Genomic DNA, 20,438 nt, shown 5'->3' with positions numbered 1-20,438 from the left:
CCGCACACCGCCGGTCGCGATCAACATCCGAGAAGACCCCGCCGAGTGCCGAGCGGACTGCGGCGAGGCCGGGTAATTTAATCGCCAGGCTGCTGGTCTCTGCCTCTTTCCGCAACCTTGAGCGTCAACATCTGATACATCCCACCAAAAAAACGCTGCTTGCTGACGGCGACGAAGCGCCCGTCCTTTGGCAACCAGGCAGCGACCTCTTCACTGAAGAGGTCACGGGCAAAGGGTTCCAGCCGGTCGAGAACCGGCTTCCAGAAATAGCGCAGGGGGTTGAAACGGCTTGGCGGAGCATAGTCGACGATGGTCAAGGTGCCGCCAGGACGGACCACCCGCAGCGCCTCGGCCAGCGTCCTTTCGCGTACCGCTTGTGGCTGCTCGTGCAGCAGAAAGAACAGCAGGGCCCGGTCAAAGCTCGCGTCGGCAAAAGCCAGCGCCGCCGAATCCATGCAATGCAGCTTGCAGGGCGCGTCACCGCCAAGCTTGCTGGCCAGGTTCTCCAACTGGATCGGCAGGATATCCACCACCTCCAGCAAGCCCCCGGCCGCCACACAGTCGACCAGCCGCGGCGTCAGGTCGCCGTAGGCACAGGCGATCTGCAGCGTGCGGCCGGGCAGATGGTGACCGAAATCATGCAGCACGGCGTTGCACAACCGTTTGTAGTTACCCCAGAGGATCAGATTCACCAGCCACTGGCGCTCGAAAACATGTACCGCGCGCGGATGGACGTAGGCCCACCAGTAATGCGCTTGCAGATACTGAGGAATGGCTGGCAGGGCTTTCTTGACAGCCGCGCAGGTGGCGACCGGTGGATCCAAGCTGTTTTTCATTATTAACGAAGAGAAGGTTCGCATTCGGCAAGATGGCCCTGGAGCCCGACAAGCCTGGACAAGATTCCTGATTTGGTCACGCTTGGTCACGCGGTGGTCGGACAAGTTCCGTCCTGATGCCCTGCTTTTGCCTTGACCTCCCCGCCGAGCGGCACGGAAACTGCGCAGCCCGAAGCCGTCAGGCCGTACCCTACCCGATCAATCGGGCGAACGCAACCGAGGCAGCGCGGACTGGGCGTTGGCCGCGGTCGCACTTGCCAGCTCACTGGCGTCGATGCCGCGCAACTCCGCCAGCACCTGGTTGATCCGCGGCAACTCCAGCGGTGTGTTGCGGCCCCCCGCCAGCCAGGCCGGAGGCATGTCCGGAGCGTCGGTTTCGAGCACGATCGACGCCAGCGGCAGCGATGCCGCCAGCTGGCGGATGCGTGTCGATCCGCTGTAGGTCAGCGCACCGCCGAAGCCGAGCCGAAAGCCCAGCCTGATGAACTCTTCCGCCTGCTGACGACTGCCATTGAAGGCATGCGCGATGCCGCCCGGCACGCGGATCCGGCGCAGATATTTGAGCACCTGATCGACTGAGCGACGGACGTGCAAGAGCACCGGCAGATCGGCATCACGGGCAATTCTCAGTTGTTCGACGAAGAAACGCTCCTGCCGCGCGACATCCGGCTCGGCAACAAAGAAGTCGAGACCGATCTCCCCCAGCGCAACTGGCGGATCCGGCCCCGCTGCAGCGCGCTGCAGCCACCCGCGCAAGGCATCGAGGTCGGTCTCGTCGGCCTGCTGGACGTAAAGCGGATGGATACCGTAAGCGGGGACGCAGCCGACATGACTCGTGCAACAGTCGCGCACCTCGGCGAAGCTCGCCGCATCGACCGCCGGAATGACGATTCTCGCGACCCCGGCCGCTCGCGCCGCCGCCGCCACGGCGTCCCGATCAGCGGCAAAATCGGCTGCGGCGAGGTGGCAATGGGTGTCAATCAGCATTGCATTGCACGGCATCAGCCTCGATCGTACGACGCCGGCCGACGCTCGAAGAAAGCCGCCAGCCCCTCGTTGAAGTCCGGATGGGCGCCACAGGCGGCAAAAGCCCGTTGCTCAGCGTGCAACTGCGTCTCCAGCGAGGCCGCCAGCGACTGGTTGAGCAAGGCTTTGGTGCGCGCCAAGGCAGCCGCCGGCCCGGCGGCCAGCCGCTGCGCCAGTGCCTGCGTCGCTACCGGCAGCTGCGCCAGCGGTACGACGCGATTGAGGAGACCCAGATCGAGCGCCCGTGCAGCATCGAAGCGGTCACCCAGGAGGGCAATCTCCATCGCCTGCTTGAGGCCGACCTGCCGTGGCAGGGACCAGGTGGCGCCGCCATCCGGCGACAGCGCGATGTTGCTGTAGGCCAGCGTGAAGTAGGCGTTGTCGGCGGCGACGACCAGATCGCAGGCCATCATCAACGACATGCCGAAGCCGGCCACGGCCCCATGCACGGCAGCGATTGCTGGCTTGCCCATGCCCTTGAGGTTGAGGATCGACGCATGCACGGCGGCGATCATCTCCTCGAAGCGCAGTTGCCGCTCCTGCGGCGACAGGGCCAGCTGTTCACGAAACCATTTGAGGTCACCACCGGCCATGAAATGATCGCCAGCCCCGCGCAGGACGACCGCGCGCACTGCCGGGTCGAAGGCGGCGCGCGCGCTCATCTGGCGCAGATCTTCGATCATCGCCAGGTTGAGCGCGTTGAGCGACTGTGGCCGGTTGAGGGTGAGCGTGGCGACGTGGTCACTCAGCTCGTAAAGGACTGTGCTCATGCTGTCTCCTGTACCGCCTGCACGGACTCAAAGGAAGCGAAAGGGCGGCTCGGGCGAACGGCCGCTGACGATGTCGGCCAGCGCGGCACCCGAGCCACAGGCCATCGTCCAGCCGAGCGTCCCGTGGCCGGTGTTGATGTAAAGATTAGGAACTGCCGAACGGCCGATCAGTGGCACGTTGGACGGCGTTGCCGGGCGCAGCCCGCACCAGAACTCAACCTCGCCCGCCGGCCGCAAAGCCGGAAAAAGCTCGTTCGCCCTCTCTATCAAGGCGCGGCAACGCACGGCATTGAGTTCCGTATTGTAGCCATTGAATTCGGCCGTACCGGCGATTCGCAGGCGTTGGCCAAGACGCGAAAAGACGAGCTTGTGGCCATCGTCGGTGAGACTGACGCTCGGCGCGATGCTGTCGGCGGCGAGCGGCACAGTGGCCGAATAACCCTTCGCCGGGTAGACGGGCAAGCGTAGGCCGAGGGGGCGCAGCAACAGCGGCGTATAACTGCCCAAGGCAGCGACATAGGCATCGGCCGCATGCACCTCACCGGCCGCCACCACCCCGGCCACCCGGCCACCGACAAGGCTCAGCCGCTCGACCGTGATGCCGTAACGAAAAACAACCCCCCGCGCCGCGCACCGGCTGGCCAGCTGCTGAGTGAAGCGATGGGCATCGCCGGACTCGTCGTCGGCCGTAAAGTCTCCGCCGACCAGCAGCCGCTTCGCCGGCGCGAGTGCCGGTTCAATGGCGAGACACTCATCGACCGTCACCGTTCGACGCTCGCACCCAAACTCGCGCATCACAGCGGCGGCCTTGATGGCCGTCGAGAACTCGCTGCGATCAGTGTAGACGTGCAGGATGCCACGTTCGAGATGATCGTAGGCGAGCGAGGCTTCAGCGCGCAGCGCCTGCAACTGGCGACGGCTGTACAAAGCCAGGGTGACTATCTGGCGCATGTTGTCGCGCGCTCGCCGGGCCGTGCATTCGCGCAGGAAGCGCAGACTCCAGTCCAGCAGCGCAGCGTCCCAGCGCAGCCGGAACAGCAGCGGCGCATCCTCGCGCCGCATCCAGGCCAGAGCACGCAGCGGGGCGTGCGGGTTCGCCCAGGGTTCGGCGTGCGAGACGGAAATCTGACCACCATTGGCAAAGCTCGTTTCCAGTCCAGCCGCGGCCTGGCGGTCAAGCACCGTCACCTGATGTCCTGCCCTGGCGAGGTACCAGGCACTGGTGACGCCAACGACACCGGCGCCGATTACCAGAACCTTCAAGCAGTCAGCCCCTGATCCCGAGAAATGCGCGCCACCTCCGGAATGCGGCGGACACTGCGCATGAGGCGCGCCAGAGCAGTGCGACTGGCCACCTGCACCGTGAAACGCAGCGTCGTATGAACTCCGGGACGCTTCTCTTCCATGTTGACGTGCTCGATGTTTGTTCCGGAACGTGATATCTCGGTGGCAATCCGCCCCAACACGCCAACCGTGTTCTGCACCATGATCAGCAGGCGCACGCTGAACAGTTTGCCGGGCTCCGGCTCCCACTCAACGTCAATCCACTTCGTCGGTTTGACGTGGCGCGCCTTTCGGATGGCAGGACAATCATGCGTATGGATGACCAGACCCTTGCCCTTCCAGATCGAGCCGATGATCGGATCCCCGGGAATCGGCTGACAACAGGGCGCGAACTGCACAGCCATGCCTTCGCTGCCGCGAATGACCAGTGCGGCTGGTGGCCTGTCGGTCGGCTGCGGCGCATCCTCGCGTGCCAGCAAGCGACGAGCGACAACCCCGGCCATGCGAAAACCCAGGCCAATGTCGGCATACACCTCCTTGATCAACTTGTTGCCGGAGTCACGAAGCACGTTCTTCCAGCTGGAAACCGGCAGCTCGGAAGCGGCCACGCCCAGCGCCCGCAACTCCTGATTCAGCATTTTTTCGCCGAGTGCCGTCGATTCGTCATGGTGCGCGGCTTTCAGGTAATGGCGGATCTTGCTGCGCGCGCGCCCGGTCTTGACCGAGCTGAGCCAGTCCTGGCTGGGATGCGCGTCGGCAGAGGTCACAATCTCGACGCGATCACCGTTCGTCAGTTCGTCGACCAGGGACATCGGCTTGAAATTGACATGCGCCGCAATACAGTGATTGCCGATATCGGAGTGAATCGCGTACGCCAGGTCGACTGCCGTCGCACCGCGTGGCAGGGCGATGATCTTGCCCTTCGGCGTAAACACGTAGATCTCGTGCGGAAAGAGATCCACCTTGACGTGCTCGAAAAACTCGGTCGAATCACCGGTCGCACTCTGCAGATCGAGTAGCGAGTGAAGCCACTTGGTGGTTTTCTGCTGCAGGTCGACTCCGAGGTCCTCGCTGTCCTTGTACAGCCAGTGCGAGGCAATGCCTTCCTGCGCCACGTTGTCCATCGCTTCGGTGCGAATCTGCAACTCGAACGGGGTGCCATGCGGACCGATCACTGTCGTATGCAGCGACTGGTAACCATTGGGCTTCGGGACGGCGATGTAGTCCTTGAACTTTCCCGGCACCGGTTTGTAAAGCCCGTGCAGCGCACCAAGGGCGAGGTAGGCGGTGGGCACATCCTTCACCACGACGCGAAAACCGTATACGTCGAGAACCTGCGAAAAGGAGAGCCGCTTGTCGAGCATCTTGCGATAGATCGAATACAGGCTCTTCGCACGACCAAACACCTGCGCCTCTACGCCTGCCTCACGCAGCCTGCCCTTGATGCCTTCGAGAATCCGCGACAACAGCTCGCGGCGGTTGCCGCGCGCCGCCTTGAGAGCGCGTCCAAGAACCCGCGCGCGCATCGGATAGATGAGCTGGAAGGAGAGATCCTGCAACTCGCGGAAGAGCTTGTTGAGACCAAGCCGGTTGGCGATCGGCGCGTAAATCTCCAGCGTTTCGCGCGCGATGCGGCGACGCTTGTCGGCGCGGACGGCTGCCATCGTCTGCAGGTTGTGATGACGATCGGCAAGCTTGATCAAGACCACACGCAAATCACGCGCCATGGCCATCAGCATCTTGCGGAAGTTCTCTGCCTGCGCCTCTTCGTGGGACTGGAACTCGATCTTGTCGAGCTTAGACAAGCCGTCGACGAGATCCGCAACCGGCCTGCCAAAACGTTCGGCAATCTCGCTCTTGCCAACCGACGTATCCTCCATCACGTCGTGCAACAGCGCAGCGACTACCCCTTCCACATCCATCTGCCACTCGGCGATCGCGCCGGCCACGGCCAGGGGATGCGTGATGTAGGGTTCTCCCGACAAACGCATCTGCCCGCGATGCGCCTCCTCGCTGAACAGATACGCCGCGCGGACCCGCTCGATTTCCTCCGGCGGCAGGTAGACGAGGCTGTCGATGAAGACCCGGTAAGCCGGATCGTCCTCGGGATCAGGATGCTCAGGGGCGTTGTCAACCACCGGCATTTCTGCCGTCAGGCTTTCAGCAGTAACCGGATCCATGATCACGCACTGCCTGTGCCGCCAAGCTCAAGCCTGACCGCGATTGAGGACTTCCAGGCCAACCCTGCCACCGGCAATTTCGCGCAGGGCGATCACTGTCGGCTTGTCCCGGCCAGCATCAATCAAAGGCGAGGCGCCAGCGGTAATCTGACGGGCGCGGTAAGTGGCTGCCAGGGTCATCTGGAAACGGTTCGGAATACGGTGCAGACAGTCGTCTACGGTCACTCTTGCCATGCAAATCTCCCAAAAGAGTCAGCGCGTGGTTGCTTCAAACAGGATGGGATGGCGCTGGCGCTGCGCGGCGTAACGGAGGCGCTCGGCGCGCACCACGGCCAACAGGTCCTGCAGCGCGCGCTGCAGGTCATCGTTGATAATAACATAGTCGAATTCGGCCACATGGCGCATCTCTTCGCGTGCCGCCGCGACGCGACGGGCGATCGTTTCCGCACTATCCGTGGCACGTGCGCAAAGACGACGCTCGAGCTCGTCGAGCGATGGTGGCAGGACGAACACACCAATCGCCGACGGAAACACTGCCCGCACCTGCTCCGCCCCCTGCCAGTCAATCTCCAGCAAGACGTCCTGGCCGGCAAGCAGGTCCGTTTCGATGCCGCTTCTTGAAGTACCATAATAGTTGCCGTGCACCTCTGCCCATTCGAGAAAGTCATCATTGCGGACCTTTTCGAGAAAATCATCCACGCCAACGAAATGGTACTCCAGGCCATCCCTCTCCCCCACACGAGGCGCGCGCGTACTGTGAGAGACTGACACGCGGATTGCCGGATCGTTCGCCAGCAGCAATCGCACCAGCGTTGTCTTGCCAGCACCGGATGGCGCGGTAACGATGTAAAGATGTCCGATCATGGTGGCTGGTCAGTCGATGGCAGGCCACAATTGTACCTGCGACAGCGCTACGTGCCAGCGCCATCAGCACCACCGACAGCAGACAGCCGGAGAGTATTTCCGCGCCGCGGCATGACTCTGCCGGGATCGGGCATGGACTGGCCGTGCTTTAGCGACGAGAATTGCGCACTGGATACCTTCACCTGGCGAGGAGCAACTGAATGTCCCGATGGAAGCTGATGCAGACGACCGCTTTGCTGCTTGCGGCGATCGCGGCAACCAATGTCGGCGCTGCAGTGCCACTCAAGATCGTCGGTTTTGACGACATGTCGTGCCGTGCCTGGTCCGCCTCGAAAGCCGACGCCGAGCAGCGCGCGCTCTATGTCTCCTGGGTCCGCGGTGTCCTCACCGGCCACAACTACGCCAACCAGAGCCAACAGGTATCTGCCATTTCGAGCGGGACGGTCGAGCAGTACGTCAATCGCTACTGTACCGAGAAGCCGCTGGGAAACTTCAGTGACGCCGCTTTTCGCCTGAGTGACCAGTTCTCGGGTCGCAACACGGCGATCACCAAGTAGCGCTGCCCGGCGACCAAAGGAGATCGCCTACTCCAGATTCTGCACCTGCTCGCGCATCTGTTCGATCAGTAGCTTGAACTCGATCGCAGTCCGGGAGACTTCTGCGACCAGCGACTTGGAACCCAGGGTGTTGGCTTCGCGATTGAGCTCCTGCATCAGGAAGTCGAGGCGCTTGCCACAAGCCCCCCCGGCCGTGAGCACGCGCTCCACCTCATCCAGATGAGTCGATAGCCGCGCCAGTTCCTCGGAGACGTCAATCCGGGCGGCGAAGACGGCCACCTCCTGTCGGATGCGCTCGTCGTCGACCGCCTGCACGGCGTCCAGCAGACGCTGTCTGAGCTTCTCGTTGAACGCTGTCTGCGCCGCCGGGATACGCGGCTCGACTTCGCTCACGAGCGCCCGGATATGGCCAACCCGTTGCATGATCACCGCAGCGAGTTTTTCTCCCTCGCGAGCCCGGCTGGCGGCAAAGTCGGCAAGCGCCTCACCGGCCAGCGCCAGACAGGCAGGAACCACGGTCCCGATATCCACGGCCTCATCACCGAAGATGCCTGGCCAGTGCAACACGTCATTGACAGCCAGCGGAGCGGCGAGCGGCAGGACCTGGCGGACCTGGGTGTCGAAGTCGTTGAGACGTTCGAGCAACTCGGCGTTAAGACTCAGTTGCTGCCCACTGCAGACGGCCGAAATGAAACTGAGGCGACATTCGAGCTTGCCACGCGCAAGCTGCGCGCCAAACATCTCGCGTAGCGCCGGCTCAGCGATGCGCAATTCGTCACAGACGCGAAAGACGCAATCGAGATATCGTGAGTTAACGCTCTTCAACTCGATGTGCAACGCGCCGCCCTTGACGGCGCGCGTCCTGGCCGCATAGCCGGTCATGCTGAATATCATTGAAATCCTGACGTGTGGACTGGTGCGGTTCAGCAGGCAGCTTTACAGCCCACCCCGAAAACCCGGACAATGCCTGCAAACCTCAATGATAGCCTTGACACGGATGTCGCAACAAGCGAACCAACCCCTTCCCGCCGGTTTCCAACTCGACGACTATTGCATCGAGCACCAGCTATCGCTGGGGGGCTTTTCGATCGTCTACGTCGCAACCGACAGTCAGGGAAAGCGCGTCGCGATCAAGGAGTACCTGCCCAATACCCTCGCCTTGCGCAACGAGGGAGGGACGACACCGATCATCTCCGACGATCACCTGCCGGCTTTCCGCTATGGCATGAAGTGCTTTTTCGAAGAGGGTCGGGCGCTGGCGGGCCTTTCTCACCCCAATGTGATCCGGGTGTTGAACTTTTTCCGTGCCAACGAGACGGTCTACATGGTCATGGAATACGAGCAAGGTCGCACGCTGCAGGAAGTGATTCAGGGCAACCGATCCGCGGTGACCGAAAACTTCATTCGCAACGTATTTACCAAGATGCTCAACGGCCTGCGCGAGGTCCATTCACACCGACTGCTGCACCTCGACCTCAAGCCGTCAAACGTCTACATGCGCAACAATCACATCCCGGTCCTGATCGACTTCGGCGCAGCTCGTCAGACCCTGGCTTGCGACACGCCGATGCTGAAGCCGATGTACACGCCAGGCTTTGCCTCCCCAGAGCATTACCACCAGCGGGATTTGCTTGGTCCATGGAGCGACATCTACAGCGTCGGCGCTTCGATGTATGCCTGTATTTCAGGCAACACGCCACAGCCGGCCAACGACCGCCTGGAAAAGGATCGCATGGTACCGGCAATGGTCCGTTGGGAAGGACAGTACTCCGACCAGTTGCTCGAAACAATCGACTGGTGCCTGTGCCTGAATCATCGCTATCGTCCGCAAAGCGTCTTCGCACTGCAGAAGGCGCTCACCGAAGCCGTCGTCGCGCCACCGCCGCTACCGCCATCAACACCAGCACGGGAGAAGGTGACCTTGCTGCAACAGGTGGTCGGCAGACTCAAGAGAACCAGGGACGCATGAAATTCACCATCTACCAGGAATCCCGGACTGGCAAGCGTGCCAACAACGAAGACCGGGTGGCCTACTGCTATTCGCGCGAAGCCTTGCTGATGGTCGTTGCCGACGGCATGGGCGGTCACTACTACGGCGAGGTAGCCGCCCAGATCGCGGTGCAGACCCTGACCGAGGCCTTCCCGAATGAGTCCAGGCCGCGAATCCGTGACCCCTTCCTGTTTCTGCAGAAGGGCATGCTCAACGCGCATCATGGAATCCTCGACTTTGCCGGCAAGCATCACCTCCTCGATTCGCCGCGCACCACCTGCGTCGCCTGCATCGTGCAGAACAACGTCGCCTACTGGGCACACTCCGGTGATTCACGGCTCTATCTGCTGCGCAACGGCAAGGCGCTGGCCCAGACCCGGGACCACTCGCGCGTACGGCTGCTGGTCGATCAGGGAGTAATCAGCGAAGAACAGATGACCGTGCACCCCGACCGCAACAAGATCTACGGTTGCCTGGGTGGTCAGCAAACGCCCGAGATCGAGTATTCGCGCAAGACGACGCTGACAGCGGGCGACGTCCTGGTCCTGTGCACGGACGGCGTCTGGAGCGGGCTGCCCGGCGACATTCTGGCCGCCGCTCTGAAATCCGCCGATCTGATGCGTGCAGTGCCGGCGCTGATTGACGAGGCCGAAGCGCGCGGCGGCCCCCATGCCGACAACCTGTCGATCATCGCCGTACGGTGGGCCGACACCTACGCCGATGAGAGCAGTGCTGGCAGCGGTCTGATATCGACCAAGACAATGCCACGAGACACGGTGACCACGAAACTCGACGAATTCGGGCGCCACCCGAGCCGCAAGACAGAGCTCACCGAAGAGGAGATCGAACTCGCCATCGAAGAGATCCGCTCGACCATCCAGAAGTACTCCAAGTAGGAATTCGCATGCGCCCCAGCCACCGCCAACCGTCGCAGCTGCGCCCCTTGCGAATCACCCGCCACTTCACACGCCACGCCGAAGGGTCGGTGCTGATCGAACTCGGCGACACCCGGGTGCTGTGCACGGCCAGCGTCGAGGAGTCCGTACCCCCCTTTCTGCGCGGCAGCGGACAGGGCTGGGTCACCGCCGAGTACGGCATGTTGCCACGCTCGACGCACACCCGCAGCGGACGTGAGGCAGCCAAAGGCAAGCAGAGCGGCCGTACCCAGGAAATCCAGCGCTTGATTGGTCGCGCCCTGCGTGCGGTGACCGACCTCAAGGCGCTGGGTGAACGCCAGATCACCCTCGATTGCGATGTCCTCCAGGCCGACGGCGGCACGCGCTGCGCGGCGATCACCGGCGCCTGGCTGGCGCTCAACGACGCCTGTGCGCAACTGCTGAGCAATGGCAGGATCGCCGGCAACCCGCTTCGTGATCAGGTCGCCGCGGTGTCGGTCGGGATCTACGAAGGATTAGCCGTTCTCGACCTCGACTATGCGGAAGACGCCCACTGCGACACCGACATGAACGTCGTGATGACTGGCGCGGGAGGCCTTGTCGAGGTCCAGGGAACGGCTGAGGGCGAGCCCTTCACGCGCACGCAGATGAACCAGTTGCTCGATCTGGCACAGGCCGGCATCCACCAGTTGATCAACCACCAGCAGGCAGCCCTCACCCAATGAAACTCGTCCTCGCCTCCAATAACGCCAAGAAATTGAAGGAACTCGACGCAATTCTCGCGCCGCTGGGCTGGGAACTCGTTCCGCAGGGCGAACTTGGCATCCCCGAGGCCGAGGAGCCACACTGCAGCTTCGTCGAAAACGCCCTCACCAAGGCCCGCCACGCCTCGCGGCTGAGTGGCCTGCCCGCGCTGGCCGACGACTCGGGCCTGTGTGTCGACGCTTTCGGCGGCGCACCTGGCGTACAGTCTGCACGCTATGCCGGCGAACCCAGGTCGGATGCCCGCAACAACCAGAAGCTGCTGGCTGAACTTGGCGACAGTGATCGCCGCACGGCACATTTCGTCTCGGTCATTGTCCTTGTTCGCCATGCCGAAGATCCGCAACCGATCATCGCCGAGGGCGAATGGGACGGGGAAATCCTGTCGGCAGCACGCGGTGACGATGGCTTTGGCTACGATCCCCTGTTCTACATCCGAGAGCTTGACAAGACCGCGGCGGAACTCGACGCGGCGGAGAAAAACCGCCGTTCACATCGCGGTCAGGCGCTGGCCCGCCTCGTCGAGCGCCTGCAAGCGCGGCGCTGATGGCGGGCAGCGGGGAGCGCACGGTCATTCCGCTGCTTGCCTGGCGGCCGGCGGCCGCAAACCCCAGCCAACTGCAATTCCGCAACCCGCCGCCGCTGTCGCTTTACGTCCATGTTCCGTGGTGCGTGCAGAAGTGTCCCTACTGCGACTTCAACTCGCATGCACTGCCGGCTGGCCAAGATGCTGCGCGAAGGCCGGCGACGATCCCCGAAGACGACTACCTGACCGCCCTGATTGCCGACCTGGAGTCGGCACTGCCGCTGGTCTGGGGTCGCCGGGTACACAGCGTCTTTTTCGGCGGTGGCACCCCCAGCCTGCTCTCGGGCGAGGGACTCGATCAGCTCCTGGCGGCCTTGCGCAGTCGCCTGCCGTTTCTGCCTGAGGCCGAGATCACGCTGGAAGCCAATCCGGGAACCGTCGAAGCCGGAAAATTTGCGGCCTTTCACGCCGCTGGCGTCAACCGTCTGTCGCTTGGCATCCAGAGTTTCAATCCGCGGCACCTCAAGGCAATCGGCCGCATCCACGACGATCGTGAAGCCAGGCAGGCGATCGAGCTTGCCGGCACACATTTCGGGAATGTCAATCTGGATCTGATGTACGGCCTCCCCGGGCAGACGCTTGCCGAGGCACTCGAGGACATCGACGCCGCGCTCTCGTTCGCGCCGGCACACCTGTCCTGCTATCAATTGACGATCGAAGCCAACACCGCCTTTGCGGACAGCCCTCCGACCGTGCCCGAACCCGACCTCTGTGCCGACATGCAGGATGCCATCGAGGCGAGGCTGGCCGAAGCCGGCTACCTGCACTACGAAACCTCGGCTTTCGCACAGACTGGCCAGCAGTGCCGGCACAACCTCAACTACTGGCATTTCGGCGACTACCTGGGTATCGGAGCAGGCGCCCACAGCAAGCTGACCCTGCACGATCGCGTCCTGCGCCAGATGCGCTGGAAGGGGCCCGAGCAGTACCTGGCGCAAGTCGCGGCCGGCACGCCGGTCCAGGAGGAGTTCGCCGTCAAGGCCGCGGATCTGCCTTTCGAGTTCATGCTCAACGCGCTGCGCCTCGTTCAGGGTTTCGACGCGCAGCTGTTCGAGGTGCGTACCTCGCTGCCCCTGATCAGCATCGAAAGCGAACTGCGACAGGCCGCAAGGGAGGGCCTGATCAGACGCCACGGACAGCACATCGCGCCAAGCGATCACGGCCGACGCTTTCTCAATCAATTACTGCAGCGCTTCCTGGTTGACCGGAGCTGAGCCTTGCCGCCCGCGGCAGGTGGTGCAGGCGCCGGCGATGCGGCCGGGCAGCCGTCACGGTTTCATCGCCTCGACCGCCTGATAGAGCTGTTGCCGAAGCTCATCGGCTGGCCGCCCCTGCGCCTCGGCGAGACGAATCTGCCTCAGCAAGTCCGACGCCCGCGCTGCCGCTTGGCTGCGCTCTTTGGCAGCGGCGATCTGGTTCGGTGCCTTCCCGGCTGCGGCAGCCGAGCTGCCGGCGCCTTGCGCCGCGACAACGGGCGCGGCAGCGCCGCCGTCTACCACCACCTGCGCCCGCTCGGCACCGGGCTGCGCACGACGGGCGGTGATGACCATCGACCGCGGCACATACGGGCGTGGCATCGGGCGCTGCGCCAGCGGCACCGAGTTGACACGCCGCAGGTCATTGACCGCGACGCGCAGCTTCCGGTGCAATTCCTCACTTGGCCGCCCTTCGGCCTCCGCCGCGCGAATCTCTCGCAGGATCGCCTCAATCGGGCTCGGTGCCACCGCCGAGCGGGTCGCTTCGCCGAAACTCTCCGGCGGCGCCTTGACCGCAATCGCAAACTCCTCCGGTGATGAAATCATCTTGGCCAGACGCAGGTGGTTATAGCGCATGGCCATGGTCAGCGCCGTATCACCCCAGTCGCTCTCGGAGCGGGTATTGGCGCCCGCTTCGAGCAGCACCCGCGCCAGACGTTCGTGACCCTCGCGAGCGGCGAGCATCAGCGGTGTGGCGCCGTTCGGCGCCCGCGCATTGACGTTGGCGCCCCGCGCCATCAGGTCGCTGACGACCTTTTCGTGGCCATTGAAGACCGCGTAATGTAACGCTCCCCACTGCTTGTCCTCACGCTCGAGCGGCGCTCCGTGCTCGATCAGCCATTTCACTGCCTCCAGATGCCCGCCCCAGGCCGCCAGTTGCAAGGCTTGTTCGCCATTGCGATTGCTGCGCCGCAGGTCGGCCCCCCGTTCGACGAACAGCGCCATCATCTCGATGTGGCCATACCAGGCGGCAACCATCAGGCCGGTACCGATATGCGCCGCCTCGTATTCCGGACTCAGCCCTTCGTCAAGCCAGCCTTTGACCCGGCGCAGGTCGCCACGTTCGACCGCATATCCAAAGGTAATCGGGTCCGGGACCTCGGCCCATAGCGGGGCAGCAAGCAGGCAGCTGGCGAGCAACACCCATCTGCCGAGTCTTCCGATCAAATGCCTCACACGCGTCCTCCCTTCCGACATCACGGCAAGCCAGCGTCCTTCCCGTGCCGCCTGCCCGGTTTTGCTTCACAATGTCACGCTCATGCCGTCTCGCCTGATCCTTGCCCTTGCCCTCTCGCTCACCCTGCACGCCGTCGTGCTGTTCGGGGACGCCGTCAGGTTCGCTCCCCCGCCGGCACAGCCGCCACTCGAGGCGTCGCTGCGCCAGCCGGCGAAGACGCCGCCACGCGTTGAGGATCCGATGCTGAAGGACACCCTCCGCGCTGACCCGCCAGCCGTCAAACCGCCTCCCACGACCCGCCCAACCCCGCCCGCCGGGCCACCCCTCAGCCAAGCCGCGGCAAAACGCCAGGTCGACGCCGCCAGGCGCAAACTGTCGCAGCATGTGTACTACCCGCCCGACGCCGTCGCACGCGGCCTCGAAGGAGAGGTTCGCCTGCTGCTGCGCGTCTCCGACGACGGCCACATTAGCGACGTGAGCATCGCCGCCAGCAGCGGCCATGCGATCCTCGACCAGGCCGCCGTCAAGGCCGCCTACGCGATGGGCAAGGTCAACTGGGTCCAGTCACGCGAGCTGATCCTGCCGGTCGTCTTCCGTCTGGAGTGACTCCGGCCGCCGGCGAAAGACCAGGTCCCAAACACCGTGCCCGAGTCGCAGGCCACGCTGTTCGAACTTGGTCAGCGGGCGATAGTCGGGGCGCGGCGCGTAGCCGATCGCCGTATTCTCCAGCAGGCTCTCGGCTGTCAGCACGGCCAACATCTGCTGCGCGTAATCTTCCCAGTCTGTGGCGCAATGAATGTAACCCCCTGGCCGCAGGCGACGAGCCAGTAAGGCAAGGAAAGCCGGTTGCAGCAGGCGCCGTTTGTGATGACGCTTTTTCGGCCAGGGATCGGGAAAAAAGAGGTGCACCCCGGCCAGCGAAGCCGGCCCAAGCATGTCGCGCAGAACCTCGACCGCATCGTGCTGGATGATGCGCAAATTCTGCAGACCCAGTTCGGCAACCAGTTTGCACAGGCTGCCGACGCCTGGCGTATGCACTTCGATGCCGAGGTAGTCGTTCTCCGGGTGCGCCGCGGCAATTGCCGCCGAGGTCTCGCCCATGCCGAAACCGATTTCGACAATCCGCGGCGCCGCACGCCCGAACAGCGCGTCAAGATCGACCCGCGTCGCGCTGTAGGGAATGCCGATGCTGACCATCATCTCTTCGTGATAGCGCTGCTGAGCATTTGAGACCCGCCCCTGGCGACGCACGAAACTGCGGATGTGCCCGGCGCGACCGGCAGTGTACACGGTCTCCTGGCCAGCCATGCCTACGAGCCGATCAAACCGGTCGTCGGCGAGGAGGGGTCGGCCGAGTAGTACTTGCGCGGCATGCGCCCGGCAAGAAAGGCCTCGCGCCCCGCTTCGACCGCTTTTTTCATCGCGCTCGCCATCAGCAGGGGATCGCGGGCGTGGGCAATGGCGGTGTTCATCAGCACGCCATCGCAACCCAGTTCCATGGCGATCGCCGCATCCGAGGCCGTGCCGACACCTGCGTCGACCAGCACCGGGACTTTCGCGTTGTCGATGATCAGGCGCAGGTTCCAGGGATTGACGATGCCCATGCCGGAACCGATCAGCGAGGCCAGTGGCATCACCGCAACGCAGCCGATGTCCTCGAGCATTTTTGCCTGGATCGGATCGTCAGCACAGTAGACCATCACCGCAAAACCCTCCCTGACCAGCGTTTCCGCCGCCTGCAGCGTTTCCGGCATGTTCGGGAAGAGATTGGTCGGATCACCGAGGACTTCCAGCTTGCACAGCGCATGCCCGTCGAGCAGCTCGCGCGCCAGGCGCAGGGTCCGCACTGCCTCGGCAGCGGTGTAGCAGCCGGCAGTATTGGGCAGGATGGTGAATTGCGACGGCGGCAACACGTCGAGCAGGTTCGGCTCGCCGGCGTTCTGGCCGATGTTGGTGCGACGAATGGCCACGGTGACGATCTCCGCGCCCGAGGCATCGATTGCCGCCCGTGTTTCGGCGAAATCCTTGTACTTGCCGGTCCCGACGAGAAGACGGGAACGGTAGGTCCTGCCGGCAACCGTCAGGCTATGTGGGGAGGATGGCATGTTCTCTTCTCGGCTAGTCAATGAGGTTCAGCCGCCACCGACGGCAACGACGATCTCGATCCGGTCACCATCGGCCAGCACCGTTTCGCCGTGCCGACCACGCGGAACGATCTCGCCGTTACGTTCGACGGCGATCCGCTTGCCAGCATGGTTCAGGGCCACCACGAGTTCGGCGACCGTCAGCGGCGAGGCAAATTGGCGGCTTTCGCCATTGATCAGGAGTTCCATGGGGACGGAATTTTAACACGCGGCGGCAGGCGAACCCCGGCCTTGAAATCAATCAGGGCAAGGGGCTCGCGGACGATCGCCACCGGGAACGACTTTGGCAAGGCTGGCGTGGACGACCGGGCCGGCTTCCGCCTGCAGTTGAGTATACTGCTCGCACCTTACGCCATCAGCGAGCCTGCAACCATGCGCCTCCTTCGCCAGCTGCTCCTCTGCCTTCCGCTGCTGTTGCTCGCTGCCTGCACCAGCGTCCCGGAAGGCATCACCCCGGTCAGGCACTTCCAGCTCGACCGCTACCTTGGCAAATGGTACGAGATCGCGCGCATCGACCATTCCTTCGAACGTGGCCTCAGCGATGTATCGGCGCAGTATCGCCTGCAGCCGGACGGCAGCGTCGAGGTGGTCAACCGCGGCTACAGCGCGGAAAAGGGCGCCTGGAAGGAGGCGGTCGGCAAGGCGCTGATGATTGGCGACGCGACGCAGGGCTCGCTCAAGGTGTCGTTTTTCGGCCCCTTCTATGGCGGTTACCACATCGCGGCGCTTGACGAGCAAGAGTACCGCTGGTCGCTGGTGGTCGGGCCGAGCCGTGACTATCTGTGGATACTGTCCCGCGAGCGCCACCTGCCGCCCGCAGTCCGCGAGCAACTGCTGGCCAAAGCGAAGCAACTGGGTTTCGATATCAGCCGACTGATCTGGGTCGGGCAGGATCGACCCGATGCCTGAGGCGCGGCGGTCACCAGCCGCCGACAGCCGGCTGCTGGTCGCTCTTGACACCCCCGCCAGTGTCCTGGCCTGGTCGGCGGTCGACGATGCCGTGATGGGTGGCCTGTCCAGCAGTCAGCTGCTGTTTGCGGCCGCCGGCCATGCCGACTTCACCGGCAGCGTCTCGCTGGCCAACAACGGCGGCTTCGCCTCGGTCCGTACGGCGCCTGACGATTACTCGGCGCCTGGCGCACGGACCTTCCGTCTCGCAGTGCGTGGCGACGGGCGACGCTACAAACTGAATCTGCGCACCGACGACGCCTACGACGGGCCCAGTTACCAGGCCGTATTTTCGCCTCCTGCCGGTGAGTGGAGCGAGATCGTACTGGCCATCGCCGATTTCACCGCCCGCCATCGCGGCCGCCCGGTAGACGCGCCACCACTGGACCCGGCGCGAATGCGCCGCGTGGGCCTGATGATCGCCGACCGGCAGGCGGGCAGTTTCAAGCTCTCGATTCGCTGGCTACGCGCCGAAGCGCCAGGGTCGCTATAATCGGCGAGAGGCGCGGCATCGCGCGGTGACTGCGCGCGGTGAGTGCAGATCCCCGTTCTGGATCGGGCCCGGGACGGCAGAGGACTTTGGCGTCGGCACCTTCGCTGCCGGCCAGTTGCTGCAAAGAGCGATTTCCTTTGCGCTGGCGAAAGCCGGACCTGATACCCGGAGTTCCCGGCCACCCTGCGCGAGGCCACGCGCAGACCGGCAAGCTGGCGAGCAAACAAGGAGGAGGCATGATGACGAAACGGAATCACAGCGGGATCGACACCCGCGCGCGTGCTGGGATGACCATGCCGGCTCGCCCCTGGACGCCATTGCCATGAACGGCTTCGAAAACGATAGCCACGAAATGAACGAGCTTGATCACGAAATCATCCATTACGCCGCCATCTGCGGCGTCGATCTGGCCGACCAGCCGGCCATCCAGGCCTGCCTTGAAGAACCGCACGCGACCTGGGCCGAGGACAAGGCCCGGCAAACGCTGCGCGGCCTGTTGATACTGCGCATCAAGCTCGAAACCGAAATGATCGCGCAAGGCCTGTCACCGAGAAAGCTGACGTCCCAGACTACATAGGTCACCTGGCAAACGGCGGGTGCCTGTCCGGGCGGTAGGACTGTATTTCGGTGACGGTATGGTTAACTGAATAAATTCTCGTGTCGCCGAAACTCCTCCGCGCAACGCCACCAGTGCCCCGACACAGGCGTTGTTCAGTTCTGCTCGGGCAACGATCGACGGGTACAGCTGGCCTTTCCCTATATTTAGTACACTGTCCCCGAAATGCGTCCCCGAAATGCCCTGGGGCCACCTCGGGAGCAGACCGCGCTCCTCGATGAAGGCAATGATCTCCGCCAGCCCCTGCCCGGTCTTCATGTTGCTGAAAACGAACGGCCGCTCGCCGCGCATTCTTCGGCTGTCGCGCTCCATCACCTCCAGCGAAGCCCCAACCATCGGCGCCAGATCGGTCTTGTTGATCACCAGCAGGTCGGACCGGGTGATCCCCGGCCCGCCCTTGCGCGGGATCTTGTCACCGGCGGCGACGTCGATGACGTAGATCGTCAGGTCGGAGAGTTCGGGCTGAAGGTCGCGGCCAGGTTGTCGCCGCCCGACTCGACGAAGACGATCTCGATGTCCGGGAAGGCCGTGGTCAGCCGGGCGACGGCTTCGAGGTTGATCGAGGCATCCTCGCGAATCGCGGTATGCGGGCAACCGCCGGTTTCGACGCCGAGGATGCGCTCCTGCGGCAACGCGGCGTGCTGCACCAGGAACTTGGCGTCTTCGGCGGTGTAGATGTCGTTGGTCACCACGCCGAGGCTGTATTTGTCGCGCAGGGCCAGGCACAGAGCCAGGGTGAGGGCGGTCTTGCCGGAGCCGACCGGGCCTCCGATGCCGATGCGCAGGGCGGGTCGTGGGTTCATCCGGGATTCGCTTTCTGTCATGATCGGAAAAGTCTCGAATATTGCGTTTCGTGCCGGCTCGAAGCCAGCGCCAGGCCGGGAGCGAAGTTGCTCCATGCGCGCTTCGGGCAGTGCGAGCGCCTGCTGCACCACCGCCGGAATTTGGCGGCGCCGAGCGCCAGCAGGACCCGCTGCCCGGCGGTCTGGCCGAGCGGTACGGCCTTCAACGCCGCCATCACCTGGTTTTCGCACCAGGACCACAGATAGGCGGCCAGGGAGTCGGCCAGCGGGATTTCCCAGACGGCCGCCGCCAGCGCCCAGCCGGTCGGGAAAGCCACTTCCGGCAGCGCATCAAGAGCCGGCGGCACGGGGAAATCATCCAGATCGTGCAGCAGGCGGCGCAGCGAATAGCCCATCTGCACTGTCTCGGCGCGCAGCTCGGATGACTCGCGGCTGGCCAGGAATTCGGCGTTCAGGCGCTCGACTTCGCCGATGTCGCCGGCAGCCCAGGCGCGCTGCAGGCAGGCGGCAAGCGGTGCTTCGAAGCGGCCGACGCCTTCCTCGAGCAGACCACCGATCCATTGCCGGCAGTCGCCTGATCGCGCACCAGCCCCGCCTCGACGGCCCATTCGAGGCCTTGCGAATAGGTGTAGGCGCCCACCGGCAGCGCCGGGCTGGCGAGCTGCAGCAGGCGAGGCAACGCGAGGCTCATTTGAACTCGTGAATCTTCGCCGGCGAGCGATGCGGGCCGTGGCCCGGGTCGTGCGGATCGGTACCACCCGCCCGCCCTTCGTCGGCCGGTAGTCGTGACCACGCCCAGCCGCCTCGCCGTGCGCGTGTGCCGCCGCACCATAAGCACCGCCCTCCGGATCGAATGGCGCCTCGACTTCGCTGACCGTCGCAACCGAGACCGACCAGCATCTCGGCCAGAACGTGGTCCGGCTGAAAGCGCAGAAACTCTTCACCGAGTTGCACCGGCACATGCCGGTTGCCGAGATGATAGGCGGCACGAATCAACTGGAAGGCGTCAAGGGCGCGAACTTCGAGCAGCGCTTCGGGGCCGCCTCGACCTCGATCACACGGCCGTTACCGGTCAGCAGGCGGTCGCCGTGCCGCAGCACGGTCCCGGCGGGAAAGACGTAGCCCAGTTCCTCGCCGCTGGCCAGCGTCACGCGCTGGCGGCTCTTGCGGCGCGCGTCGTACGGCAGCACCAGGCGATCGCTGGCGGGCGTCTCGGTCCAATGAGCGGCGAAGGATTCGGCAAAAAGCAT

Annotated in this window: 24 protein-coding genes and 2 pseudogenes; 10 read left to right on the top strand and 16 right to left on the bottom strand. The window is 64.0% G+C overall.

Annotated elements, in window-relative coordinates:
* Positions 1-77: 77 nt before the first annotated feature.
* The 7 genes from rquA to gmk form a co-directional block, all read right to left on the bottom strand.
* Positions 78-824, bottom strand: coding sequence for a rhodoquinone biosynthesis methyltransferase RquA (gene rquA / locus V5B44_RS18770; protein ID WP_332360544.1), 747 nt, complete (start codon positions 822-824; stop codon positions 78-80).
* Positions 825-1,034: 210 nt separating this feature from the next.
* Positions 1,035-1,823, bottom strand: a complete 789-nt coding sequence (locus V5B44_RS18765; protein ID WP_332360776.1) for a TatD family hydrolase — start codon at positions 1,821-1,823, stop codon at positions 1,035-1,037.
* A gap of 14 nt (positions 1,824-1,837) precedes the next feature.
* On the bottom strand, positions 1,838-2,632 hold the full coding sequence (locus tag V5B44_RS18760) for an enoyl-CoA hydratase/isomerase family protein (RefSeq protein ID WP_332360541.1): 795 nt from the start codon (positions 2,630-2,632) through the stop codon (positions 1,838-1,840).
* A gap of 27 nt (positions 2,633-2,659) precedes the next feature.
* The gene (locus tag V5B44_RS18755) at positions 2,660-3,895 is read right to left on the bottom strand and encodes a D-amino acid dehydrogenase (RefSeq protein WP_332360540.1); all 1,236 of its coding nucleotides are present in this window, start codon (positions 3,893-3,895) and stop codon (positions 2,660-2,662) included.
* Positions 3,892-6,096: a RelA/SpoT family protein gene (locus V5B44_RS18750; protein WP_332360538.1), complete on the bottom strand. Its 2,205-nt coding sequence runs from the start codon at positions 6,094-6,096 to the stop codon at positions 3,892-3,894. The genes V5B44_RS18755 and V5B44_RS18750 overlap by 4 nt, the downstream gene beginning before the upstream one ends.
* A 27-nt stretch (positions 6,097-6,123) precedes the next feature.
* Entirely contained in the window at positions 6,124-6,330 is a 207-nt protein-coding gene (rpoZ, locus tag V5B44_RS18745) for a DNA-directed RNA polymerase subunit omega (protein ID WP_287632475.1), read from the bottom strand.
* An 18-nt stretch (positions 6,331-6,348) separates the two neighbouring features.
* Positions 6,349-6,960 (bottom strand): guanylate kinase, encoded by a 612-nt coding sequence (gene gmk / locus V5B44_RS18740; RefSeq protein WP_332360536.1) that lies wholly within the window; start codon positions 6,958-6,960, stop codon positions 6,349-6,351.
* Positions 6,961-7,160: 200 nt separating this feature from the next.
* Here gmk and V5B44_RS18735 point away from each other — a divergent pair, with 200 nt between their 5' ends.
* Positions 7,161-7,517: a hypothetical protein gene (locus V5B44_RS18735; protein WP_332360535.1), complete on the top strand. Its 357-nt coding sequence runs from the start codon at positions 7,161-7,163 to the stop codon at positions 7,515-7,517.
* Positions 7,518-7,544: 27 nt separating this feature from the next.
* Here V5B44_RS18735 and V5B44_RS18730 read toward each other — a convergent pair whose 3' ends face one another.
* Positions 7,545-8,411 (bottom strand): YicC/YloC family endoribonuclease, encoded by an 867-nt coding sequence (locus V5B44_RS18730; protein ID WP_332360533.1) that lies wholly within the window; start codon positions 8,409-8,411, stop codon positions 7,545-7,547.
* A gap of 103 nt (positions 8,412-8,514) precedes the next feature.
* Here V5B44_RS18730 and V5B44_RS18725 point away from each other — a divergent pair, with 103 nt between their 5' ends.
* From V5B44_RS18725 to hemW, 5 genes are read left to right on the top strand one after another with little or no spacing between them, the layout of a single operon-like run.
* Positions 8,515-9,486 carry a serine/threonine protein kinase gene (locus V5B44_RS18725; protein ID WP_332360775.1) on the top strand — a complete coding sequence of 324 codons (972 nt, stop codon included), beginning with the start codon at positions 8,515-8,517 and terminating at the stop codon, positions 9,484-9,486.
* Entirely contained in the window at positions 9,483-10,403 is a 921-nt protein-coding gene (locus V5B44_RS18720) for a PP2C family protein-serine/threonine phosphatase (RefSeq protein WP_332360532.1), read from the top strand. The genes V5B44_RS18725 and V5B44_RS18720 overlap by 4 nt, the downstream gene beginning before the upstream one ends.
* An 8-nt stretch (positions 10,404-10,411) precedes the next feature.
* Positions 10,412-11,128: a ribonuclease PH gene (gene rph, locus V5B44_RS18715; protein ID WP_332360531.1), complete on the top strand. Its 717-nt coding sequence runs from the start codon at positions 10,412-10,414 to the stop codon at positions 11,126-11,128.
* Positions 11,125-11,712: an RdgB/HAM1 family non-canonical purine NTP pyrophosphatase gene (gene rdgB / locus V5B44_RS18710; RefSeq protein WP_332360530.1), complete on the top strand. Its 588-nt coding sequence runs from the start codon at positions 11,125-11,127 to the stop codon at positions 11,710-11,712. Before rph ends, rdgB begins: the two co-directional genes overlap by 4 nt.
* On the top strand, positions 11,712-12,965 hold the full coding sequence (hemW, locus tag V5B44_RS18705; RefSeq protein WP_332360529.1) for a radical SAM family heme chaperone HemW: 1,254 nt from the start codon (positions 11,712-11,714) through the stop codon (positions 12,963-12,965). The genes rdgB and hemW overlap by 1 nt, the downstream gene beginning before the upstream one ends.
* A gap of 54 nt (positions 12,966-13,019) precedes the next feature.
* Here hemW and V5B44_RS18700 read toward each other — a convergent pair whose 3' ends face one another.
* Complete coding sequence (locus V5B44_RS18700) at positions 13,020-14,183, bottom strand: ankyrin repeat domain-containing protein (RefSeq protein WP_332360528.1); 1,164 nt, start codon at positions 14,181-14,183, stop codon at positions 13,020-13,022.
* An 82-nt stretch (positions 14,184-14,265) separates the two neighbouring features.
* Between V5B44_RS18700 and V5B44_RS18695 the strand changes: the two genes are divergently transcribed.
* On the top strand, positions 14,266-14,790 hold the full coding sequence (locus tag V5B44_RS18695; protein ID WP_332360527.1) for an energy transducer TonB: 525 nt from the start codon (positions 14,266-14,268) through the stop codon (positions 14,788-14,790).
* On the opposite strand, the gene trmB is transcribed toward V5B44_RS18695, so the two are convergent.
* Genes trmB through thiS form a run of 3 tightly spaced genes read right to left on the bottom strand, consistent with a single transcriptional unit; the run spans position 14,749 to position 16,517 of the window.
* A complete protein-coding gene (trmB, locus tag V5B44_RS18690) occupies positions 14,749-15,474 on the bottom strand; it encodes a tRNA (guanosine(46)-N7)-methyltransferase TrmB (RefSeq protein WP_332360526.1) in 726 nt (241 codons plus the stop codon). The genes V5B44_RS18695 and trmB overlap by 42 nt on opposite strands.
* 20 nt (positions 15,475-15,494) lie before the next feature.
* Complete coding sequence (locus V5B44_RS18685; protein WP_287694195.1) at positions 15,495-16,289, bottom strand: thiazole synthase; 795 nt, start codon at positions 16,287-16,289, stop codon at positions 15,495-15,497.
* A gap of 27 nt (positions 16,290-16,316) precedes the next feature.
* On the bottom strand, positions 16,317-16,517 hold the full coding sequence (thiS, locus tag V5B44_RS18680; protein ID WP_332360521.1) for a sulfur carrier protein ThiS: 201 nt from the start codon (positions 16,515-16,517) through the stop codon (positions 16,317-16,319).
* 42 nt (positions 16,518-16,559) lie between these two features.
* On the opposite strand from thiS, the gene V5B44_RS18675 reads away from it, so the two are divergent.
* The 3 genes from V5B44_RS18675 (at position 16,560) to V5B44_RS18665 (ending at position 18,346) form a co-directional block, all read left to right on the top strand.
* Entirely contained in the window at positions 16,560-17,237 is a 678-nt protein-coding gene (locus V5B44_RS18675) for a lipocalin family protein (protein WP_434735482.1), read from the top strand.
* Positions 17,230-17,769, top strand: a complete 540-nt coding sequence (locus tag V5B44_RS18670; protein ID WP_332360519.1) for a CIA30 family protein — start codon at positions 17,230-17,232, stop codon at positions 17,767-17,769. The genes V5B44_RS18675 and V5B44_RS18670 overlap by 8 nt, the downstream gene beginning before the upstream one ends.
* 322 nt (positions 17,770-18,091) lie before the next feature.
* Positions 18,092-18,346: a hypothetical protein gene (locus V5B44_RS18665; RefSeq protein WP_332360518.1), complete on the top strand. Its 255-nt coding sequence runs from the start codon at positions 18,092-18,094 to the stop codon at positions 18,344-18,346.
* A 237-nt stretch (positions 18,347-18,583) separates the two neighbouring features.
* On the opposite strand, the pseudogene ureG reads toward V5B44_RS18665, so the two are convergent.
* The 4 genes and pseudogenes from ureG to V5B44_RS18645 all read right to left on the bottom strand — a co-directional run.
* Positions 18,584-19,188, bottom strand: a pseudogene (gene ureG / locus V5B44_RS18660) (urease accessory protein UreG); the annotation flags it as partial.
* A gap of 17 nt (positions 19,189-19,205) precedes the next feature.
* Positions 19,206-19,879 (bottom strand): annotated as a pseudogene (locus tag V5B44_RS18655) (urease accessory protein UreF).
* A complete protein-coding gene (locus V5B44_RS18650; protein WP_332360514.1) occupies positions 19,876-20,184 on the bottom strand; it encodes an urease accessory protein UreE in 309 nt (102 codons plus the stop codon). The pseudogene V5B44_RS18655 and the gene V5B44_RS18650 overlap by 4 nt, the downstream one beginning before the upstream one ends.
* Positions 20,181-20,438 (bottom strand): urease accessory protein UreE, encoded by a 258-nt coding sequence (locus V5B44_RS18645; protein WP_332360513.1) that lies wholly within the window; start codon positions 20,436-20,438, stop codon positions 20,181-20,183. The genes V5B44_RS18650 and V5B44_RS18645 overlap by 4 nt, the downstream gene beginning before the upstream one ends.

The sequence above is a fragment of the Candidatus Accumulibacter necessarius genome, from assembly GCF_036625085.1.
This window is presented reverse-complemented; position numbering and strand designations above follow the sequence as displayed.